Below are 17,239 nucleotides of genomic sequence, written 5' to 3'. Positions count from 1 at the left end.
CGGTCTCACGTCTCCCTGGGGTTATGGGTCCCGACGTTCGCCGGGACGGCAGGCGGGGCGAGGTGAAAGCGTAGTCCCTTACACATCGCGCGCTCACAACACGAAATCACCCCCGCTTCGCCCGGTCCTTCTCGTTCTGCGCCATGATGCTCTCGCGCGCGGCCTTCCAGTCGTCGTCGCTCCAGTCGCGGAGCTGGTAGAAATTGCCACCCATCGCGAGCGCCTGCGCGCCGTCCATGGCGATGGTCTCGCCATTGATCCAGTCGCAGCCGCCCGAGATCAGGAACACCGCGAGGTTCTGGAGCTCCTCCATGGTGCCGACGCGGCCCATCGGGTTCATCGCCTTCGTGCGCGCGCCGGCCTCATCGCCGGGCTTGATGCGCTTGCTCATGCCCTCGGTCGGGATCTCGCCCGGCGCGATCGTGTTGAGGCGGATGCCGTATCGGCCCCATTCGGTGGCGAGCGACATCGTCATGGCGTGGATCGCCGACTTGCTCATCGCCGACGGCACCACGTAGGGCGAGCCGTTGCGCACCCAGGTCACGGTGATCGAGACGACGTTGCCGGGCTGCTTCAGGGCGATCCAGCGCTTGCCGATCGCGTGGGTCACGTAGAACGTGCCGTGCATGACGATGTTGGCGACGGCATCGAAGCCGCGCGGCGAGAGCTCCTCGCTGCGCGAGATGAAATTGCCGGCAGCGTTGTTGATGAGGTCGGTGAGGGGGCCATCGCGAAAAATGTTCTCGACCATCTCCTCGACCGCGAGCGCGTTGCGGATGTCGACGCCGTGGCTGGTGACGCGGCCGCCATACAGATCCATCAATTCAGTCGCGGTCTCGTCGCACACGATCTTGCGCCGGCCGCAGATGTGCACTTCGGCGCCGAGCTGGAGAAAGCGCGCCGCCATCGATTTGCCAAGGCCGGTGCCGCCGCCGGTCACGAGGATGCGCCGTCCGGCCAGAAGATTTTCCTTGAACATGGCTGTTTCTCCCGTACGGATTGTCAGTTAATTGGTCGATTGACTAAATCCGGCCGCCAGCGTCCTGTAAAGCGGCACCGAACAAGAACAGGGGAGAATTCATCCATGGAAGAGCGCGTCTCGATCTCGATCTCGGAAGGCGTCGCCGACGTGCGGCTGGTGCGCGCGGACAAGATGAATGCGCTGGATCAGGCCATGTTCGAAGCGCTTGTCGCTGCGACCGAGCGGCTTTCGAAGGACAGGGGCGTGCGCGTCGTCGTGCTGTCCGGCGAAGGCCGCGCCTTCTGCGCCGGTCTCGACATGGGGCGTTTTGCCGCCATGAAGGAGAAGGGTGGCAACGGAATTCCGGGTGGCGAAAATCGCGACCTCACGGTGCGCACGCACGGCCAGGCAAACTTTCCGCAGCAGGCGGTATGGGGCTGGCGCCAGCTTCCGGTGCCGGTGATCGCAGCGGTGCACGGCGTTGCCTTCGGCGGTGGTTTCCAGCTTTCGCTCGGCGCCGACATGCGTTTCCTTTCGGCCGATGCGCGGATGTCGGTGATGGAAATCAAATGGGGCCTCGTGCCCGACATGGCGGGCACGCCGATCCTGGCCTCGCTCGTGCGCGACGACATCCTGCGCGATCTCACCTACACGGGCCGCATCTTCTCCGCGCAGGAGGCGATGACCTATGGTCTCGCCACGCGCATCTGCGACGACCCGCGCGCGAGCGCCCTCGAGGTCGCACGCGAAATCGCCGGCAAGAGTCCCGATGCGATCCGTGCCGCAAAGCGCCTGCTCAACAATCTCTCGGTCGATCCGGGCCCGGCGTTGCTTGCGGAGTCCGTCGAACAGCAGAAGCTGATCGGCGGCGCGAACCAGACCGAGGCGGTGCGCGCCAACCTGGAGAAGCGCGCGCCGAAGTATGTGGATTAGCAACTCCCCGTCATTCCGGGGCGATACGAAGCATCGAGCCCGGAATCCATAACCACGATCGGGAGTATGGATTCCGGGCCTGCGCCTTCGGCGCATCCCGGAATGACAATCGCAATTGTGGCTGCAGTTTCTCAACCCGACGAAAGATCGGAAAGCAAAAATGAGCGAAGCGTCCAATTTCCTCGGCATCGTCTCCGGCAAGCGCTGCCGTTCTCACGCCGAAATCGCGAACCGCGCCGACCGCATCGCCTCCGGCCTCGCCAAAATCGGCGTCAAGCAAGGCGATTGCGTCTGCATGCTGATGCGCAACGACATCGCGTTCCTGGAAACCGCCTACGCCGCGATGCGGCTCGGGGCCTATGGCGTGCCGATCAACTGGCATTTCAAGCCGGAGGAGATCAACTACATCCTCGGGGATACCGGTACGTTCGTGCTGATCGGACACGCCGACATGCTGCACGGCTCGCGCAATGCGATTCCGAACGGCGTCACCGTGCTCAGCGTGCCGACGCCGCCGGAGATACTGTCCAACTACAAGATCGATTCCAGTCATCTGACGACGCCGGACTTCGCGATCGATTTCGAGCCTTGGCTCGCGCAACACCAGCCCTATGACGGCCCGGTCGTGCCGCAGCCCATGAACATGATCTATACGTCCGGCACCACCGGCCATCCCAAGGGCGTGCGCCGCAATGCGCCGACGCCGGAGCAGGCGGCGGCCGGCGAGCGCATGCGCGCGATGATCTATGGGCTGAAGCCCGGCGCCCGCGCGATCCTGCCGGGCCCGCTCTATCATTCCGCGCCGAACTCGTTCGGCATCCGCGCGGGAAAACTCGGCGGTGCGCTGGTGCTGATGCCGCGCTTCGAGGCCGAGGAATTTCTTCAGCTGATCGCGCGGTACAAGATCGACACCATCTTCATGGTGCCGACCATGTTCATCCGCCTGATGAAGCTGCCGGAGGCCGTGCGCAAAAAGTACGACGTCTCCTCGCTGCGCCACGTCATTCACGCCGCCGCGCCCTGTCCGGCGGAGGTGAAGCGCGCCATGATCGAATGGTGGGGGCCGGTGATCTACGAATTCTACGGCTCGACCGAATCGAGTGCCGTCACTTTTGCGACGTCAGAGGACGCGCTGAAGAAGCCCGGTACGGTCGGCAAGATCTCGCCCGGCGCCGAGTTGCGTTTTGTCGGTGAGGACGGTCGCGTGCTGGGCGTCGGCGAGATCGGCGAGATCTATTCGCGCATGGCCGAGATGGCCGACTTCACCTACCACAACAAGCCGGAGAAGCGCGCCGAGATCGACCGCGACGGCTTCATCACCTCCGGCGACGTCGGCTACATCGACGAGGACGGCTACGTCTTTATCTGCGACCGCAAGCGCGACATGGTGATATCTGGCGGCGTCAACATCTATCCGGCCGAGATCGAGTCGGTGCTGCACGCCGTCCCCGGCGTGCACGATTGCGCGGTGTTCGGCATCCCCGATGCCGAGTTCGGCGAAGCCCTGATGGCGGTGGTCGAGCCGCAGGCGGGGGTGACGCTGGAGTCCTCCGACATCCGCACCCGATTGAAAACCTCGCTCGCCGACTACAAGGTGCCGAAGCACATCGAGATCCGGACCGGCCTCCCGCGCGAAGACTCCGGCAAGATCTTCAAGCGCCGCCTGCGCGATCCCTATTGGGAGCAGGCGGGACGGAAAATCTGACGGTCCGTAGCCCGGGTGAGCGAAGCGATACCCGGGATGACAAGCAGCAAGATCCCGGATGTCGTTTCGCTCATCCGGGCTACAACAATTCGCGATGACCTGAGCCGCCTCATGGACCACGACCTCGCGGGTCGTGCTATACATACGACATCATCGACCTCGCGGATCATCCCATGGCTCCCGTTTCCATCCTGCTCAACATCCTCTGGATCCTCATCGGCGGCGCCTGGATGGCGTTCGGCTGGCTGATCGCTGCGGTCATCATGGCCATCACCATCATCGGCCTGCCCTGGGCGCGGGCGGCGTTCAACATCGCCGTCTACACGCTGCTGCCGTTCGGCTCGCGGGCGGTCAGCCGCTATGAGGTCACCGGCATGAACGATATCGGCACTGGTCCGCTCGGGGTGATAGGCAACATCATCTGGTTCGTGCTCGCCGGCTGGTGGCTGGCGCTCGGCCACCTCGTGACCGCCCTGGTCCTCGCCGTCACCATCATCGGTATCCCCTTCGCCTGGGCCCATCTGAAGCTCGCGGGCATCGCGCTGTGGCCGATCGGCAAGGTGATCGTGCCGGCTTAAGGCTCGCGGTTCACAGGCTTCAGCTTCCGGAAATTGAGCAGCAGCGCACAATCGCGCGGGCTACTTCTTTTTTGGTGTCGACCAGTCCTCGTCTTCCAGGGACGGTGCTTGTTTCTGCTGTTCCAGGATCTTCCTGTACTCCTCGGGGATCACCTGGCTGCGAGATGCTTCGTGCAGCGTGTGTGGGAACCAGGTCGCAATGCCCGGGTAGGCAATCATCAGCCCAACGCAGATCACCTGCAGTATCATGAACTGGAACATGCCGGCGTAGATCGTCGTGAGACTCCAGCCCTTGACCACCTGCTTGAGATAGTACGCCGACATGGCGACCGGCGGCGACAGGAAGGCGGTCTGCAGCACAACCGCAACCAATGCTCCAAACCATATGAGGTCGATGCCCATGCCTTTCACGACCGGATAGAAGATCGGTAGGAACACCAGGATGATGGCTGGCCACTCAAACGGCCAGCCCAGCAGGAAAATGAGGAGCAGCACGACAATCAGCATGAGGCTGGGCGGCAACTGGAGGCCGAGCATCGTGTCGGTGATCCAGTTCGCCGAGCCGAGGCGGGCGAACACCGCACCGAATATGTTCGATGTGACCGCCAGCAGCAGCACCATGCTCGACGTCGCCATCGTCGATGTCAGCGCTCGCTGCAGTCCCCCGAGCGAGAACCTGCCATAGGCGATGGCCAGGATCAGCGCGCCGACGCTGCCGATGCCGGCGGCCTCCGTCGGCGTGGCAAGCCCCCCGATGATCGAGCCGAGCGTCGCCGTGATGAGCCCGAGCAGCGGCAGCGTGCCGACCACCACCTCGCGCGCAATGTATCCAGCGGAGTAGATCCGCTCATCCTTTGGCACTGGCGGCCCGAGCTTGGGATTGATGAAGGAGCGGCCCATCAGATAGACGATGTAGATGCTGGCCAGCAGGAAGCCCGGCCCGAAGGCTGCAGCATAGAGATCGGCGACCGAAACCCCGAGCACCGGCCCCATCACGATCAGCATGACCGACGGCGGAATGAGAATGCCGAGCGTGCCACCCGCCGTGATGGTGCCCGCTGAAAGCTTGGCATCATAGCCCGCCTTCGTCATGATCGGCGAGGCCATGATGCCGAGAACCGTGACGGCTGCTCCGACGATGCCGGTCGCCATCGCGAACACGGTCGAAGTCAGGATGACGACGAGGAAGAGTGCGCCGCGCACCGGCGCAAGCAGCATGCGGAACGCCGTAAAAAGGCGCTCCATGAGCCCCGCCTGCTCGGTGATGAAGCCCATGAAGATGAACAGCGGTACGGCGGCGAGGAGTTCTTCCTTCATCATGCCGATGGTCTGGAAGTAACCAAGCTCGAAGACCGTCCCGCCCATGCCCCAGTAGCCGAACGAGAAGGCGAGAAACAGCAGCGTGAACGAGATCGGCACACCGATGAAGATCGCGCCAAGCAGCACCAGCAGCATGATGAGGCCGATGAGCGCTTCTGCGGTCATATCTCGACCTTCTCCTTGTGCTCCAGCTCGACGCCGGTGCGCGCCATGTAGATGCTCTTGATCAGCTCGGACACGCCCTGGACCAGCAGCAGGAGGCAGGCGAACGGCACGACGAATTTGAACGGCCAAAGCACGGGCCGCCACGGTGTCTGGTCCGAAGTCTCGTTGATCAGCCAGGCGTAGTAAAATTCGTTCCAGCTGATCAGGAACAGCATGATCAGGCTCGGGAAGAAGAAGACGACGTAGGAGATCGTATCGATCCAGCCCTTCCTGCGGATCGAGAACTTCTCCCAGAAGAAGTCGGTACGGATATGAGCACCCTTGTGCAGCGCGTAAGCGGCGCCAAGCATGAACAGCGAGCCGTACAGCATGTAGGTCGCGTCGTAGGCCCATATGGTCGGCGCGTTGAACAGGTAACGCGCACCGACCTCGTAGGCGACGGCGAGAACCAGCGGCACCGAGAGCCACGAGATGATCGTGCCGGTCCGGTCCGTGAAGCCGTCGATCATCCTGATGATGGCCAGCAGCGCCGGCGGCTGCCTGCCTGTTATCTCAGCCATGCCTCGCCTCTTTCGCCGATCGTTCGTGCGGCGCAACGCAGGCCGCCTGCGTGCGAATCGGGGGCGGCCGAACCGGCCGCCCTCGGAGGAAGTCCTATTTCTCGACCGGGAAGTAGTGGTTCGCCATGAAGGAGTATGGCGGGAAATAGGACCTCTTGTACGGCACCACGGCGCTGGCATAGGCCTTCTGCGAGTCGTGCACCTTCTTGAAGAACGGGTTCTTGGCGCTCTCGGCCGCCGCGATTTCGTCCCACTTCTTGATGAAGGCCAGCAGGATCTCCGTCGGCGTGCGCAGGATCTGTACGCCGTGCTTCTGCTGCATCTCGATCAGCGCGTCGGCGTTCTGCCGCTGCCACTTGGTCCACCAGACGAGGAATGTCTCGTTGGCCGCCGACTTGATGATCTCCTGATGTTGCGGGCTGAGCTCCTTCCACACATCGCCATTGATGACGATTTCGCCGACCGTCACGTTCTCATGCAAGCCGGGCGAATAGTGGTACTTCCAGACATTGTGGAAGCCGAGCTGCATGTCCTCGATGCCGCCGACCCATTCTGCGCAATCGATCACGCCGCGTTGCGCGGAGGGAATGATCTCGCCGCCCGGCATGTTGACCACCGTGAAGCCGAGCGCCTGCCACACTTCGCCGGCCATTCCGGTCTGGCGGCATTTCATGCCCTTCATGTCCTCGACCGTCTGAATCGGCTTTTTGAACCAGCCGAACGCCTGCGGCCCTGCAGGCAGGATTGGAAACACGACGAGGTTGAGCTTGAGCTCCTTCTGATAAAACTCGTTGTAGAGCTCGAGGCCGCCGCCGTGATAGAGCCAACCCATCACGTCCATGAAGTCCATGCCGAAGGTGCCGCCGGGACCGCCGGTGAACAGGATTGCGGTCTTGTTCTTGCCGGTCCAGTAGCCGGCCCACGCATGCGCTCCGTCGAGGACCTTCTTGTGGGTTGCGTCCAGCACCTCGAACGCCGGCACGACCTGGCCGGCGGGCATCGCCTCGATCTTCAGCGCGCCGGCTGACAGCTTGTTCACCCGGTCGGCGAAATAGGTGAAGTTGTCATAGAGCGTGAGCGACGCCGGCCATGTGGCCTGCATCTTCAACACCTTCGTCTGCGCCATGACTGTTGTGGTGGATACGACAAACGCCGAAGCGATCAGGGCAACGGCAACTAACCCCAGAAACAAGCGTTTCATGAGCCATCTCCTCCCTTGGACAACGTGACCGCGGCGAACTCTTCTCTTCGTTGTTCTTGGTCGCCAAGTCTTCAAACCACGTCTGTCACCATTCTGCCACCATCGCCGCAAGTTGTCATCTTGCTTTCTGGCCGCAGCAAGCGCTGGACATGCAGGTCAAGCGACGGGAGCGCAACATATTCTGATTAACAGAAGTTCGTTTTCGGCTAAAGGCACTACGGCCGTCAGAGGGACGTTCGTGATCGTCACGATGCGTAGACCGGGATGCGATGGACGCGCCAGCGCCGGCGCGTGACGGGGTGGTAGAGCGGGCGAGCCTCGTGAGCCATCACGATCCGCGTGATCGACACGGCGCGGCCACAGCGTTTCCTTCGGCGTCGGGGGCGAGGACGCGCGAGCTTCCGAATGGTTTGGAGGGACGTCCGCGGACGGCCAAAGCGTGTGGTCCTGACGCCCGGGGTCTGTTCGCCGCGAGATCGAAGACGCGCGCTTGATCGGCGATGTTGCCGCGCCGCCACCAAGTTCATCTTGCACTGCGGTAGAAAAATATCGCACACTCCTCCGGACCGGAGAGCCGCAGGGAGCTCTTGAAGGGGAGCGAGCCATGTCCCTCCAGACCGCACCATCCGACACCGCTGAGCATCGCCCCAACCGCCCCGAGGACGTCCAGGCGATGGAAGCGGAAGCGCGGCTGCGCGACGACATCCGCCTGCTCGGGCGCATCCTCGGCGACACCGTGCGCGATCAGGAGGGCGCCGACGTGTTCGACCTGGTCGAGCGCATCCGCCAGACCTCGATCCGGTTCCACCGCGACGAGGACCGGCTGGCCCGCCGCGAGCTCGAGCAGATCCTCGACAGCATGTCGACCTCGGAGACGGTGCGGATCGTCCGCGCCTTCAGCTATTTCTCCCACCTCGCCAACATCGCCGAGGACCAGAACAACATCCGCCAGATGCGCGCCCGCAGCGCCGGCAAGAACGGCGGCTCGGGCGTACTGGCGGAGACGCTCGCCCATGCCAAGGCGGCGGGCATCGGCGCCGACACGCTGCGCAGCTTCTTCAAGACCGCACTCGTCAGCCCGGTGCTGACCGCGCATCCGACCGAGGTCCGCCGCAAGAGCACCATGGACCGCGAGATGGAGGTCGCTGGCCTGCTCGACCGTCGCGAGCGCGTCGCGCTGACCGCGGAGGAGGCCGCCGCCAGCGACGAGCAGCTTCGCCGCGAGGTTCTGACGCTGTGGCAGACCAACCTGTTGCGCCGGACCAAGCTCACCGTGCTCGACGAGGTCGCCAACGGCCTGTCCTTCTACGACTACACCTTCCTGCGCGAGGTGCCGCGCCTCGTCAACGCGCTGGAGGACCGGCTGGAGGAGGGCGGCGAGCAGGCGGCCGGCGAGCTCGCCTCGTTCCTGCGCATGGGCAGCTGGATCGGCGGCGACCGCGACGGCAATCCCTTCGTCACCGCCGACGTCATGCGCGGCACGCTGCGGCTCCAGTCGAGCCGGGTGATGCAGTTCTATCTCAACGAGTTGCATGTGCTCGGCGCCGAGCTGTCGATCGCGGCGCATCTTGCCGACGTGTCGGAAGAGCTGCGCACGCTGGCGGAACGCTCGCCGGACACCTCGCCGCACCGGAGCGGCGAGCCCTATCGCCTCGCGGTCTCCGGCATCTACGCGCGCCTCACCGCGACGGCCGAGAAGCTCGAGGTCGAGATCACGCGCCGGCCGGTCGGCAGGGGCCGGCCTTACGAGAGCGTCAGGGAGCTGCAGGCCGATCTCGACGTGCTGCACCGCTCGCTGATCTCCAACAATGCCCGCGTCATCGCCCGCGGCCGGCTGCGACTGCTCCGGCGCGCGGTGGACTGCTTCGGCTTCCACCTGGCGCGGCTCGACATCCGCCAGAACTCGGCCGTGCACGAACGCACCATTGCCGAGCTGATGGATGCGGCGAACCCCGGCATGTCCTATCTCGCGCTCGGCGAGGATGCCCGCATCTCGCTGCTCACCAACGAATTGCGCTCAACGCGCGCGCTGGTCTCGCCATTCGTCAAGTACAGCGACGAGACCATGGGCGAGCTCAACGTCTTCCATGCCGCAGCGGAAGCGCATGCGAAGTTCGGCTCGGACGCCATTCCCCAATGCATCATCTCGATGTGCAAGGGCATGTCGGACATGCTCGAGGTCGCGGTGCTGCTGAAGGAAGTCGGACTCGTTCATCCCTCCGGACGCAGTGCGATCAACATCGTGCCGCTGTTCGAAACCATCGAGGACTTGCAGGCTTCAAGCGGCATCATGGACCGCATGCTGTCGCTGCACGATTACCGCCGCCTGGTCGACAGCCGCGGCGCCGTGCAGGAGGTCATGCTCGGCTATTCCGACTCGAACAAGGATGGCGGCTTCGTCACCTCGGGTTGGGAGCTCTACAAGGCCGAGATCGGCCTCGTCGAGGTGTTCGAGCGGCACCACGTGCGCCTGCGCCTGTTCCACGGCCGTGGCGGCTCGGTCGGCCGCGGCGGCGGCCCCAGCTATGATGCCATCATCGCCCAGCCCGGCGGCGCGGTGAACGGCCAGATCCGCATCACCGAGCAGGGCGAGATCATCTCGTCGAAATATTCCAACGCCGAAGTTGGTCGCAACAATCTGGAGATCCTCGCCGCCGCGACGCTTGAAGCAAGTCTCTTGCATCCGCGCCAGAGCGCGCCGCGCCGCGAATACCTGAGCGCGATGGACGAATTGTCGAACCTCGCCTTCAAGGCCTATCGCTGCCTCGTCTACGAGACCGACGGCTTTGTCGATTATTTCTGGGCCTCGACCGTCATCAACGAGATCGCGACGCTCAACATCGGCAGCCGTCCGGCCTCGCGCAAGAAGACCCGCGCGATCGAGGATCTGCGCGCGATTCCCTGGGTGTTCTCCTGGGCGCAATGCCGCCTGATGCTGCCGGGCTGGTACGGCTTCGGCAGCGCGGTCGAGCAGTGGATCGCTGATCATCCCGACAAGGGCATGCCGTTCCTGAAAGAGCTCTACAAGGAATGGCCGTTCTTCCGCATGCTGCTGTCGAACATGGACATGGTGCTGGCGAAAAGCTCGATCGCAATCGCCTCGCGCTATGCCGAGCTGGTGCCGGACGAAGCCTTGCGCGAAAAAATCTTCGGCCGCATCCGCCGCGAATGGCACTCCTGTATCGAGACGCTGCTCGACATCATGGGCCAGGACCGGCTGCTGCAAGGCAACCCGCTGCTGGAGCGCTCGGTGCGCCACCGCTTCCCCTATCTCGACCCGCTCAACCACGTGCAGGTCGAGCTCTTGAAGGAGCACCGCGCGCAGAACCCGGACGAGCAGGTGCTGCGCGGGATTCAGCTGACGATCAACGGCATTTCGGCGGGCCTGAGGAATACGGGGTGAGGGGCGAGTTGCGAATGGCGAGTAGCGAATAGAACTCTATTCGCCATTCGCCACTCACTATTCGCCTATCTCAACAGAAATGCGCCCCCTGCGTCTCCACGTAGACCGCATACAGCGACTGGCTCGCGGTCATGAACAGGCGGTTGCGCTTCTTGCCGCCGAAGCAGACATTGGCGCAGGTCTCGGGCAGCAGGATCTGGCCGATGCGCGCGCCGTCGTTCGGCGCGAACACCTGCACGCCGTCATAGCCCGGGCCGACCCAGCCGGCGCCGACCCAGATGTTGCCTTCGGTGTCGACGCGCAATCCGTCGGGGAAGCCCGACTTGCCCTCGAGCTTCATGTCGATCAGCTTCTTCGGATTGGATAGCTTCGCCCCGTCGATGTCGTAGGACCACACCACGTTCTCCGCCTGCGGGTAATGCGTGATGCCGGTGTCGCAGACATAGAGCTTCTTGTAGTCGTGACTGAAGGCGATGCCGTTCGGCTTGAACGGCTCGTCGGCGACCTTCGCGACTTGCCCGGTCTGCGTGTCCAGTCGGTAGACGGCTTCCTTCTGATGGGGCTGGAGCGAGCCGGTATTGGCGAGCTTGCCCTCATAGATGCTGATCGCGCCATAGCCGGGATCGGTGAACCAGATCGCCTTGTCGTTGGGATGCACCACCATGTCGTTCGGGCCGTTGAGCGGCTTGCCGCCGGCCTGCTCGGCCAGCGTCGTCACCGAACCGTCGTGCTCGTAGCGGACGAGGCGCGTGCGCTCGGCACTGATCTGGCGGCCCTCGGTGTCGAACGAGTTGCCATTGGATTCGTTCGACGGTTTGTGGAACTGCTCGGAGATATGGCCGTCGTCGTCGAGATAGCGCAGCTGCCGGTTGGCGGGGATGTCGCTCCAGACGAGATATTGTCCCTGCGCATTCCAGGCCGGTCCCTCCGCCCACAGGCAGCCGGTGTAGAGCCGCTTGATCGCGGTGTTGCCGACCTTGGCCTTGAAGCGCTTGGGATCGATGATGACGATGTCGGGGTCGGGATAGCGCTGAGGCTCGGCATTGGCGCCGAAGTCGCGCGCCTCGGCCCGTGAGGCGAGCAGCGTGGACGCGGCGAGAGCCGCCGTGCCTTTGAGGACAGTGCGACGGCCGAGGCCGCCGGTTGCAGAGGTGTCGCTGGGGTTGGTCAGTATTCTTGTCATGGTTTCCTCCCAAAGTTTCGTTGGGAGGCCACCATCCGACCGCATTCGGGCTGAAAGCGGGGCGATCTCTGACCGAGACGACCAGAGATCGCAGGGCAGGGATGCCGGAAACGCGGCTAGAGCATGATCCGGAAAGTGCGCAGCAGTTTTCCGAAAAGATCATGCTCAAACAATAACCTAAAGCGCGATGACGATTCATCCCAATCTCATCGCGCTTTAGACGGGATCCCACGTGAAGATGTCGGCGGAGCGGTCGAGCTTGTAGAACGAGCCCTTCAGCGCCGGCATGCCATGTTCCGCGATCGACTGCGGCGTCCAGCCTTCGCTCCGCTGTACCGAGCGGATCGGACGATTCTGGCTGAACAGGAAGATCTCGTTCATGCGCACGCCGAAGATCTGGCCGGTGACGTCCTTGGCGGGATCGGAGAGTAGATAGCCGCAGAGCGGCGCGATCTTCTCCGGTCCCATCTGCTTGATCTTCTCGACCCGTGCCTTCTCGGCGTCGGTCTCGGTCGGGATCGTTCCGATCATGCGCGTCCAGGCGAACGGCGAGACGCAGTTGGAGCGGACGTTGAAACGGCCCATGTCGAGCGCAATGGATTTGGAGAGCCCGACGATGCCGAGCTTGGCGGCGGCGTAGTTGGCTTGTCCGAAGTTGCCGATCAGGCCCGAGGTCGAGGTGAAGTGCACGAAGGAGCCGGACTCCTGCTCGCGGAAGATCCGCGCTGCGGCGTGCGAGACGTAGAACGAGCCCATCAAATGGACCTTGATGACGGCTTCGAACGCTTCCACGCTCATCTTGTGGAAGATCATGTCGCGCAGGATGCCGGCATTGTTGACGACGCCGTCGAGCCGGCCGAAATGATCGGTCGCGGTCTTGACGATCTTGCTGGCGGGGATCGCTTCCGCCACCGACTCGAAATTGGCGACCGCGGTGCCGCCGCGCTTCTTGATCTCCTCGACCACCTCCTCGGCCGGCGCAGCGTTCGCACCGGCGCCGTCGGCGGCCCCGCCGGGATCGTTGACGACGACCTTGGCGCCTTCGGCGGCGCACAGCAGCGCGATCTCGCGCCCGATGCCGCGCCCTGCGCCGGTGACGATGATGACCTTGTCCTGCAGTGATTTGCTCATGTGGGTTCTCCTGTTGTGTCTGTCATTCCGGGGCGCGCGAAGCGCGAACCCGGAATCTCGAGGTTCCGGGTCTGGTCCTTCGGACCATCCCGGAACGACGAGGAATTACCTCTCGTTCGTAAACACGATCGTGCCACTCGCCGCGAACATGCCGCCGACGCCGTGGCACACCGAAATCTTCGCATTCGGCACCTGCGCCGGCGCGATCCCGCGCATCTGGCGCACGCTCTCCTGGAGCGCGTACATGCCGTACATGCCGGAGTGCATGTAGGACAGGCCGCCGCCATTGGTGTTGAGCGGCAGCTTACCCCCGGGGCGCGTGTTGCCGTCCGCGATGAATTGGCCCGTCTCCTCGTACGGCATGAAGCCGAGATCACCGAGGCCGAACAGCGGCAGATGCGCAAACGCATCGTAGATCATGAGATGGTCGACATCCCCGTGCGCGATGCCGGCTTCCTTGAACGCCAGCGGCCCCGCGGTCTTGAACGCGCGCGAGGAGTTGAAGGTCTCCATCTGGCTGACCATCGGTGTCTCCACGCTCTCGCCGGTGCCCATGACGTAGACGGGCTTGCGCGGAAAATCCCTGGCGCGGTCGGCCGAGGTCAGGATCAACGCGCCGCCGCCGTCGGTGACGAGGCAGCACTGCAAGAGCCGGAACGGATAGGCGATCATGCGCGAGTTGAGGACATCGGCGGCCGTGATCGGGTCCTTCATCATCGCGCGCGGATTCTTCGCCGCCCATTCCCGCTGCACCACCGCAACCGAAGCGAGCTGCTCGTGCGTGATGCCGTAGGTCTTCATGAACCGCAACACGGGGATCGGAAACATGCTGGGCGGGCCGTAGACGCCATAGGGCGCCTCGAACTGGCCATTGAGGCTGTCCGCCGGCGTCGAGCGCGGCAATTTGCCGATCATCGACTTGCCGCTCTCGGCATGCGTGATCAGCACGGTCTTGCACAGGCCGGCCTCGATCGCCGCGGCTGCGTGGCGGACGTGCAGCATGAAGGAGCAGCCGCCGACCGAAGTGCCGTCCACCCAGGTCGGCTTGATACCGAGATAGTGGCAGACCTGCTGCGGGGTTTCGACCGCGGTGGCAAAGCCGTCAATGTCGGAGAGCTTAAGCCCGGCGTCCGCAATGGCATTGAGCGCCGCATCCGCGTGCAGCTGGAGCTGCGACATGGTGGGGATGACGCCGAGCTGGGTGGTCTCGGCCGCACCGACGACGGCAACCTGGTTTCTGCGCATGGCTTACCCCCTCGCCGGGCGGAACACGGGGAGGGTAATCTTGTCGTCGAGCTTCTCAAAGGCGACCTCGAGCTTCATGTCGAGCTCCAGCGCCTCCGGCGTCTGCGGGCAGTCGATGATGTTGCTCATCATCCGCGGCCCCTCGGCGAGCTCGACCACCGCGATGGCGTAAGGTGGCGTGAAGCCGGGCGCAGCGGGCCGGTGGTTGATCACGTAGCTGTAGAGGAAGCCCTTGCCGCTCGCCTTGAAGATGCTGACCTTGCGCGAAGCGCAGGAGGGGCAGAACGGACGTGGCGGGAAGTAGACATGCGCGCAGGCGTCGCAGCGCTGAAGGCGCAGTTCGCCCGCCTTCGTGCCATCCCAGAAATGCTGGGTTTCCGGCGTCGGTTTCGGTCGCGCGCGCTGCGGTTCGGCCATGTCGGAAAGCCCTCCCAAAGGCATATCTCGTAACGCAAGGGCTTTGCGCCCGCCGGTTTCGATCTTGATGCGACAATCGACCATGGCGCGTCAACGGTCCAGCAATGCGCATGCATGCCATCATGCGCACAATGCTTGTGTCGAACTGAGCCAGCGCTATAGATTGCGCGCACCAATATTCCGTGAGACAGACATGCCCGATTTTCCGACACTGGCGAAGCTCGCCGAAGACCTCGAAAGCGGTCGCACCACCTCCCGCAGGCTGGTCGAGGCGTGCATCGCCCGGATCGCCGATCCCGCCGGCGAGGGCCAGCGCGCCTTCATCCATGTCGACAGGGACGCTGCGCTCGCGGCAGCGGACGCGATGGATGCCCTGCGCAAGGTCAAGGCCGAGCCGTCGCGCTATGCCGGCATCCCGATCTCGATCAAGGACCTCTTTGACATCAAGGGACAGACGACGCGCGCCGGCTCCCGTGCGCTCGACGATTCCGATCCGGCGGAGCACGATGCGGCAACGGTGGCGCGCCTGCGCAAGGCCGGCTTCGTCCTGATCGGCCGCACCAACATGACCGAGTTCGCCTATTCCGGCATCGGCATCAATCCGCATTACGGCACGCCGAAGGGAATCTGGAACCGGACCGCGGGCCATGTGCCCGGCGGTTCGTCCTCGGGGGCTGCGGTGTCCGTGGTCGACGGCATGGCGCACGGCGCGCTCGGCACCGACACCGGCGGCTCCTGCCGGATCCCGGCGGCCTTCAATGGCATCGTCGGCTACAAGCCGACGCAGCGCCGCGTGCCGCTCGACGGCACGGTGCCGCTGTCGTTCTCGCTCGACAGCATCGGCCCGTTGGCGCGATCGGTCAGTTGCTGTGCCATACTTGATGCTATGCTGGCGAACGAGCCGATCGCCTCGCTGCAGCCGCGCCCCGTTAAGGGCATGCGCCTCGCCGTGCCGACCACCATCGCGCTCGACGACCTCGACGCAGAGGTCGCCGAAACCTTCGAGCGGACGCTGAAGACCCTTGCCGATCACGGCGCTGTCATCGAACGCATTGCGATGACGGAATTCCACGACATCGGCCCGATGAACGCCAAGGGTGGCTTTGCCGCGGCCGAGAGCTTCGCCTGGCACCGTTATCTCATCACCGCCAAGGGCGATGTCTACGATCCCAGGGTCGCCGTGCGCATCATGCGCGGCGAGGCGCAGAGCGCGGCCGACTACATCGATCTCCTCAACGAGCGCCGCTCGCTGATCGCCCGTGTCAACGCCCGCATCGCGCCCTATGACGCGCTGGTGCTGCCGACCACCGCCAACACGCCGCCGAAAATATCCGATCTCGCCGATGACAAGGCGTTCACCAAAGAGAACCTGCGCGCGCTGCGCAATTGCACCCTGATCAACATGATCGACGGCTGCGCCATCTCGCTGCCCGCGCATCGCAAGAACGACGTTCCCGTCGGCCTGATGCTGGCGGGCGCGGGTGGATCGGACCGTCGTATCTTCGAGCTTGCTGCCGGCATGGAGGCCGTAATTCGTGTTTGACCTGACTTTCACCGTCGACGCCCAGGACACCACGACGCCGCTGACGCTGGCGATCGACCAGATGGTCATCGCCGGCTGGACCGGCCGCGATCCCGTCGCGCGCGACAAGCACATCGCCGAGCTGCAAGAGATGGGCATCGCCCCGCCGGCCTCGACGCCGATCTACTATCGCGCCTCGGCGCGGCGGCTGACCCAGGAAGACCGCATCGAATGCTGCGGTGGCGACTCGTCCGGCGAAGTCGAGTTCGTGCTGATCGGCTGGCAGGGCCGCACCTTCGTCGGCTGCGGCTCGGACCACACCGACCGCAAGGTCGAGGCCTACGGCGTCGCCGTCTCCAAGCAGATGTGCGACAAGCCGATCGCCTCGACGCTGTGGGAGCTCGAGGACGTCATCGGCCATTGGGACAGGATGATCTTGCGCTCCTACGCCTGGATCAAGGGCGAGCGCGTGCTCTACCAGGAGGGCACGCTGGACGCGATGCTGCCGGTCGCCGATCTCGTCGCGCGCGGTTTCGAAGGTGGGAAGCTCCCCGATGGCTGCGCCATGTTCGGCGGCACGTTTGCCGCCAAGGGCGGCATCCGCCCCGCCGACCGCTTCGAGTTCGAGCTGGAAGACCCCGTGCTGAAGCGGACGATCAGGCACGGCTACGACGTGGTGACCCTGCCGGTGCTGGGCTAGACGTCGCCCCACGGTCATTGCGAGCGCAGCGAAGCAATCCAGACTGGTTCCGCGGAGGTAGTCTGGATTGCTTCGTCGCAAGGGCTCCTCGCAATGACGGGGAGTTCGTCGGAAATCGGGTGGTTATAGCGGCCGCGACCTGCGACACCCACATCCGTCATTCCGGGGCGCGACGAAGTCGCGAGCCCGGAATCCATCGTACGGCACAGTCGGCG

14 protein-coding genes are annotated in these 17,239 nt (G+C 64.2%); 6 read left to right on the top strand and 8 right to left on the bottom strand.

Annotated features, from left to right (window positions below; translation table 11 throughout):
- Positions 1-106: 106 nt before the first annotated feature.
- The gene (locus GPL20_RS07890) at positions 107-979 is read right to left on the bottom strand and encodes an SDR family oxidoreductase (RefSeq protein WP_157329030.1); all 873 of its coding nucleotides are present in this window, start codon (positions 977-979) and stop codon (positions 107-109) included.
- Positions 980-1,084: 105 nt separating this feature from the next.
- Between GPL20_RS07890 and GPL20_RS07885 the strand changes: the two genes are divergently transcribed.
- From GPL20_RS07885 to GPL20_RS07875, 3 genes are all read left to right on the top strand, one after another.
- Positions 1,085-1,894, top strand: coding sequence for a crotonase/enoyl-CoA hydratase family protein (locus tag GPL20_RS07885; RefSeq protein WP_157329029.1), 810 nt, complete (start codon positions 1,085-1,087; stop codon positions 1,892-1,894).
- Between the two features lie 160 nt (positions 1,895-2,054).
- Positions 2,055-3,599: an acyl-CoA synthetase gene (locus GPL20_RS07880; protein ID WP_157329028.1), complete on the top strand. Its 1,545-nt coding sequence runs from the start codon at positions 2,055-2,057 to the stop codon at positions 3,597-3,599.
- Positions 3,600-3,772: 173 nt separating this feature from the next.
- Positions 3,773-4,177, top strand: a complete 405-nt coding sequence (locus GPL20_RS07875; protein ID WP_157329027.1) for a YccF domain-containing protein — start codon at positions 3,773-3,775, stop codon at positions 4,175-4,177.
- A gap of 60 nt (positions 4,178-4,237) precedes the next feature.
- On the opposite strand, the gene GPL20_RS07870 is transcribed toward GPL20_RS07875, so the two are convergent.
- The 3 genes from GPL20_RS07870 to GPL20_RS07860 form a co-directional block, all read right to left on the bottom strand.
- Positions 4,238-5,662 carry a TRAP transporter large permease gene (locus GPL20_RS07870; RefSeq protein WP_157329026.1) on the bottom strand — a complete coding sequence of 475 codons (1,425 nt, stop codon included), beginning with the start codon at positions 5,660-5,662 and terminating at the stop codon, positions 4,238-4,240.
- On the bottom strand, positions 5,659-6,222 hold the full coding sequence (locus GPL20_RS07865) for a TRAP transporter small permease subunit (protein WP_157329025.1): 564 nt from the start codon (positions 6,220-6,222) through the stop codon (positions 5,659-5,661). Before GPL20_RS07865 ends, GPL20_RS07870 begins: the two co-directional genes overlap by 4 nt.
- 94 nt (positions 6,223-6,316) lie before the next feature.
- The gene (locus GPL20_RS07860; RefSeq protein ID WP_157329024.1) at positions 6,317-7,423 is read right to left on the bottom strand and encodes a TRAP transporter substrate-binding protein; all 1,107 of its coding nucleotides are present in this window, start codon (positions 7,421-7,423) and stop codon (positions 6,317-6,319) included.
- 604 nt (positions 7,424-8,027) lie between these two features.
- Here GPL20_RS07860 and ppc point away from each other — a divergent pair.
- Positions 8,028-10,826, top strand: coding sequence for a phosphoenolpyruvate carboxylase (gene ppc, locus GPL20_RS07855; RefSeq protein ID WP_157329023.1), 2,799 nt, complete (start codon positions 8,028-8,030; stop codon positions 10,824-10,826).
- A gap of 70 nt (positions 10,827-10,896) precedes the next feature.
- On the opposite strand, the gene GPL20_RS07850 is transcribed toward ppc, so the two are convergent.
- From GPL20_RS07850 to GPL20_RS07835, 4 genes are all read right to left on the bottom strand, one after another.
- Positions 10,897-12,009: an SMP-30/gluconolactonase/LRE family protein gene (locus GPL20_RS07850; RefSeq protein WP_157329022.1), complete on the bottom strand. Its 1,113-nt coding sequence runs from the start codon at positions 12,007-12,009 to the stop codon at positions 10,897-10,899.
- 216 nt (positions 12,010-12,225) lie between these two features.
- Positions 12,226-13,140, bottom strand: a complete 915-nt coding sequence (locus GPL20_RS07845; protein WP_157329021.1) for an SDR family oxidoreductase — start codon at positions 13,138-13,140, stop codon at positions 12,226-12,228.
- Between the two features lie 105 nt (positions 13,141-13,245).
- On the bottom strand, positions 13,246-14,385 hold the full coding sequence (locus GPL20_RS07840) for a thiolase C-terminal domain-containing protein (RefSeq protein ID WP_157329020.1): 1,140 nt from the start codon (positions 14,383-14,385) through the stop codon (positions 13,246-13,248).
- Between the two features lie 3 nt (positions 14,386-14,388).
- Positions 14,389-14,802 (bottom strand): Zn-ribbon domain-containing OB-fold protein, encoded by a 414-nt coding sequence (locus tag GPL20_RS07835; RefSeq protein ID WP_157329019.1) that lies wholly within the window; start codon positions 14,800-14,802, stop codon positions 14,389-14,391.
- A 193-nt stretch (positions 14,803-14,995) separates the two neighbouring features.
- Between GPL20_RS07835 and GPL20_RS07830 the strand changes: the two genes are divergently transcribed.
- Positions 14,996-16,345, top strand: a complete 1,350-nt coding sequence (locus GPL20_RS07830; protein ID WP_157329018.1) for an amidase — start codon at positions 14,996-14,998, stop codon at positions 16,343-16,345.
- Positions 16,338-17,024 (top strand): DUF2848 domain-containing protein, encoded by a 687-nt coding sequence (locus tag GPL20_RS07825; RefSeq protein ID WP_254126296.1) that lies wholly within the window; start codon positions 16,338-16,340, stop codon positions 17,022-17,024. Before GPL20_RS07830 ends, GPL20_RS07825 begins: the two co-directional genes overlap by 8 nt.
- Positions 17,025-17,239 lie beyond the last annotated feature (215 nt).

This window comes from Bradyrhizobium cajani, from assembly GCF_009759665.1.
Lineage (GTDB): Bacteria > Pseudomonadota > Alphaproteobacteria > Rhizobiales > Xanthobacteraceae > Bradyrhizobium > Bradyrhizobium cajani.
Note: the sequence above shows the minus strand (reverse complement) of the source record. Positions and strands in the feature narration are given on the sequence as shown.

Excerpts from the sequence above, each read along its gene's own strand:
- GPL20_RS07890 (WP_157329030.1), bottom strand. The coding sequence starts at position 979 with ATGTTCAAGGAAAATCTTCTGGCCGGACGGCGCATCCTCGTGACCGGC.
- GPL20_RS07885 (WP_157329029.1), top strand. The coding sequence starts at position 1,085 with ATGGAAGAGCGCGTCTCGATCTCGATCTCGGAAGGCGTCGCCGACGTG.
- GPL20_RS07880 (WP_157329028.1), top strand. The coding sequence starts at position 2,055 with ATGAGCGAAGCGTCCAATTTCCTCGGCATCGTCTCCGGCAAGCGCTGC.
- GPL20_RS07875 (WP_157329027.1), top strand. The coding sequence starts at position 3,773 with ATGGCTCCCGTTTCCATCCTGCTCAACATCCTCTGGATCCTCATCGGC.
- GPL20_RS07870 (WP_157329026.1), bottom strand. The coding sequence starts at position 5,662 with ATGACCGCAGAAGCGCTCATCGGCCTCATCATGCTGCTGGTGCTGCTT.
- GPL20_RS07865 (WP_157329025.1), bottom strand. The coding sequence starts at position 6,222 with ATGGCTGAGATAACAGGCAGGCAGCCGCCGGCGCTGCTGGCCATCATC.
- GPL20_RS07860 (WP_157329024.1), bottom strand. The coding sequence starts at position 7,423 with ATGAAACGCTTGTTTCTGGGGTTAGTTGCCGTTGCCCTGATCGCTTCG.
- ppc (WP_157329023.1), top strand. The coding sequence starts at position 8,028 with ATGTCCCTCCAGACCGCACCATCCGACACCGCTGAGCATCGCCCCAAC.
- GPL20_RS07850 (WP_157329022.1), bottom strand. The coding sequence starts at position 12,009 with ATGACAAGAATACTGACCAACCCCAGCGACACCTCTGCAACCGGCGGC.
- GPL20_RS07845 (WP_157329021.1), bottom strand. The coding sequence starts at position 13,140 with ATGAGCAAATCACTGCAGGACAAGGTCATCATCGTCACCGGCGCAGGG.
- GPL20_RS07840 (WP_157329020.1), bottom strand. The coding sequence starts at position 14,385 with ATGCGCAGAAACCAGGTTGCCGTCGTCGGTGCGGCCGAGACCACCCAG.
- GPL20_RS07835 (WP_157329019.1), bottom strand. The coding sequence starts at position 14,802 with ATGGCCGAACCGCAGCGCGCGCGACCGAAACCGACGCCGGAAACCCAG.
- GPL20_RS07830 (WP_157329018.1), top strand. The coding sequence starts at position 14,996 with ATGCCCGATTTTCCGACACTGGCGAAGCTCGCCGAAGACCTCGAAAGC.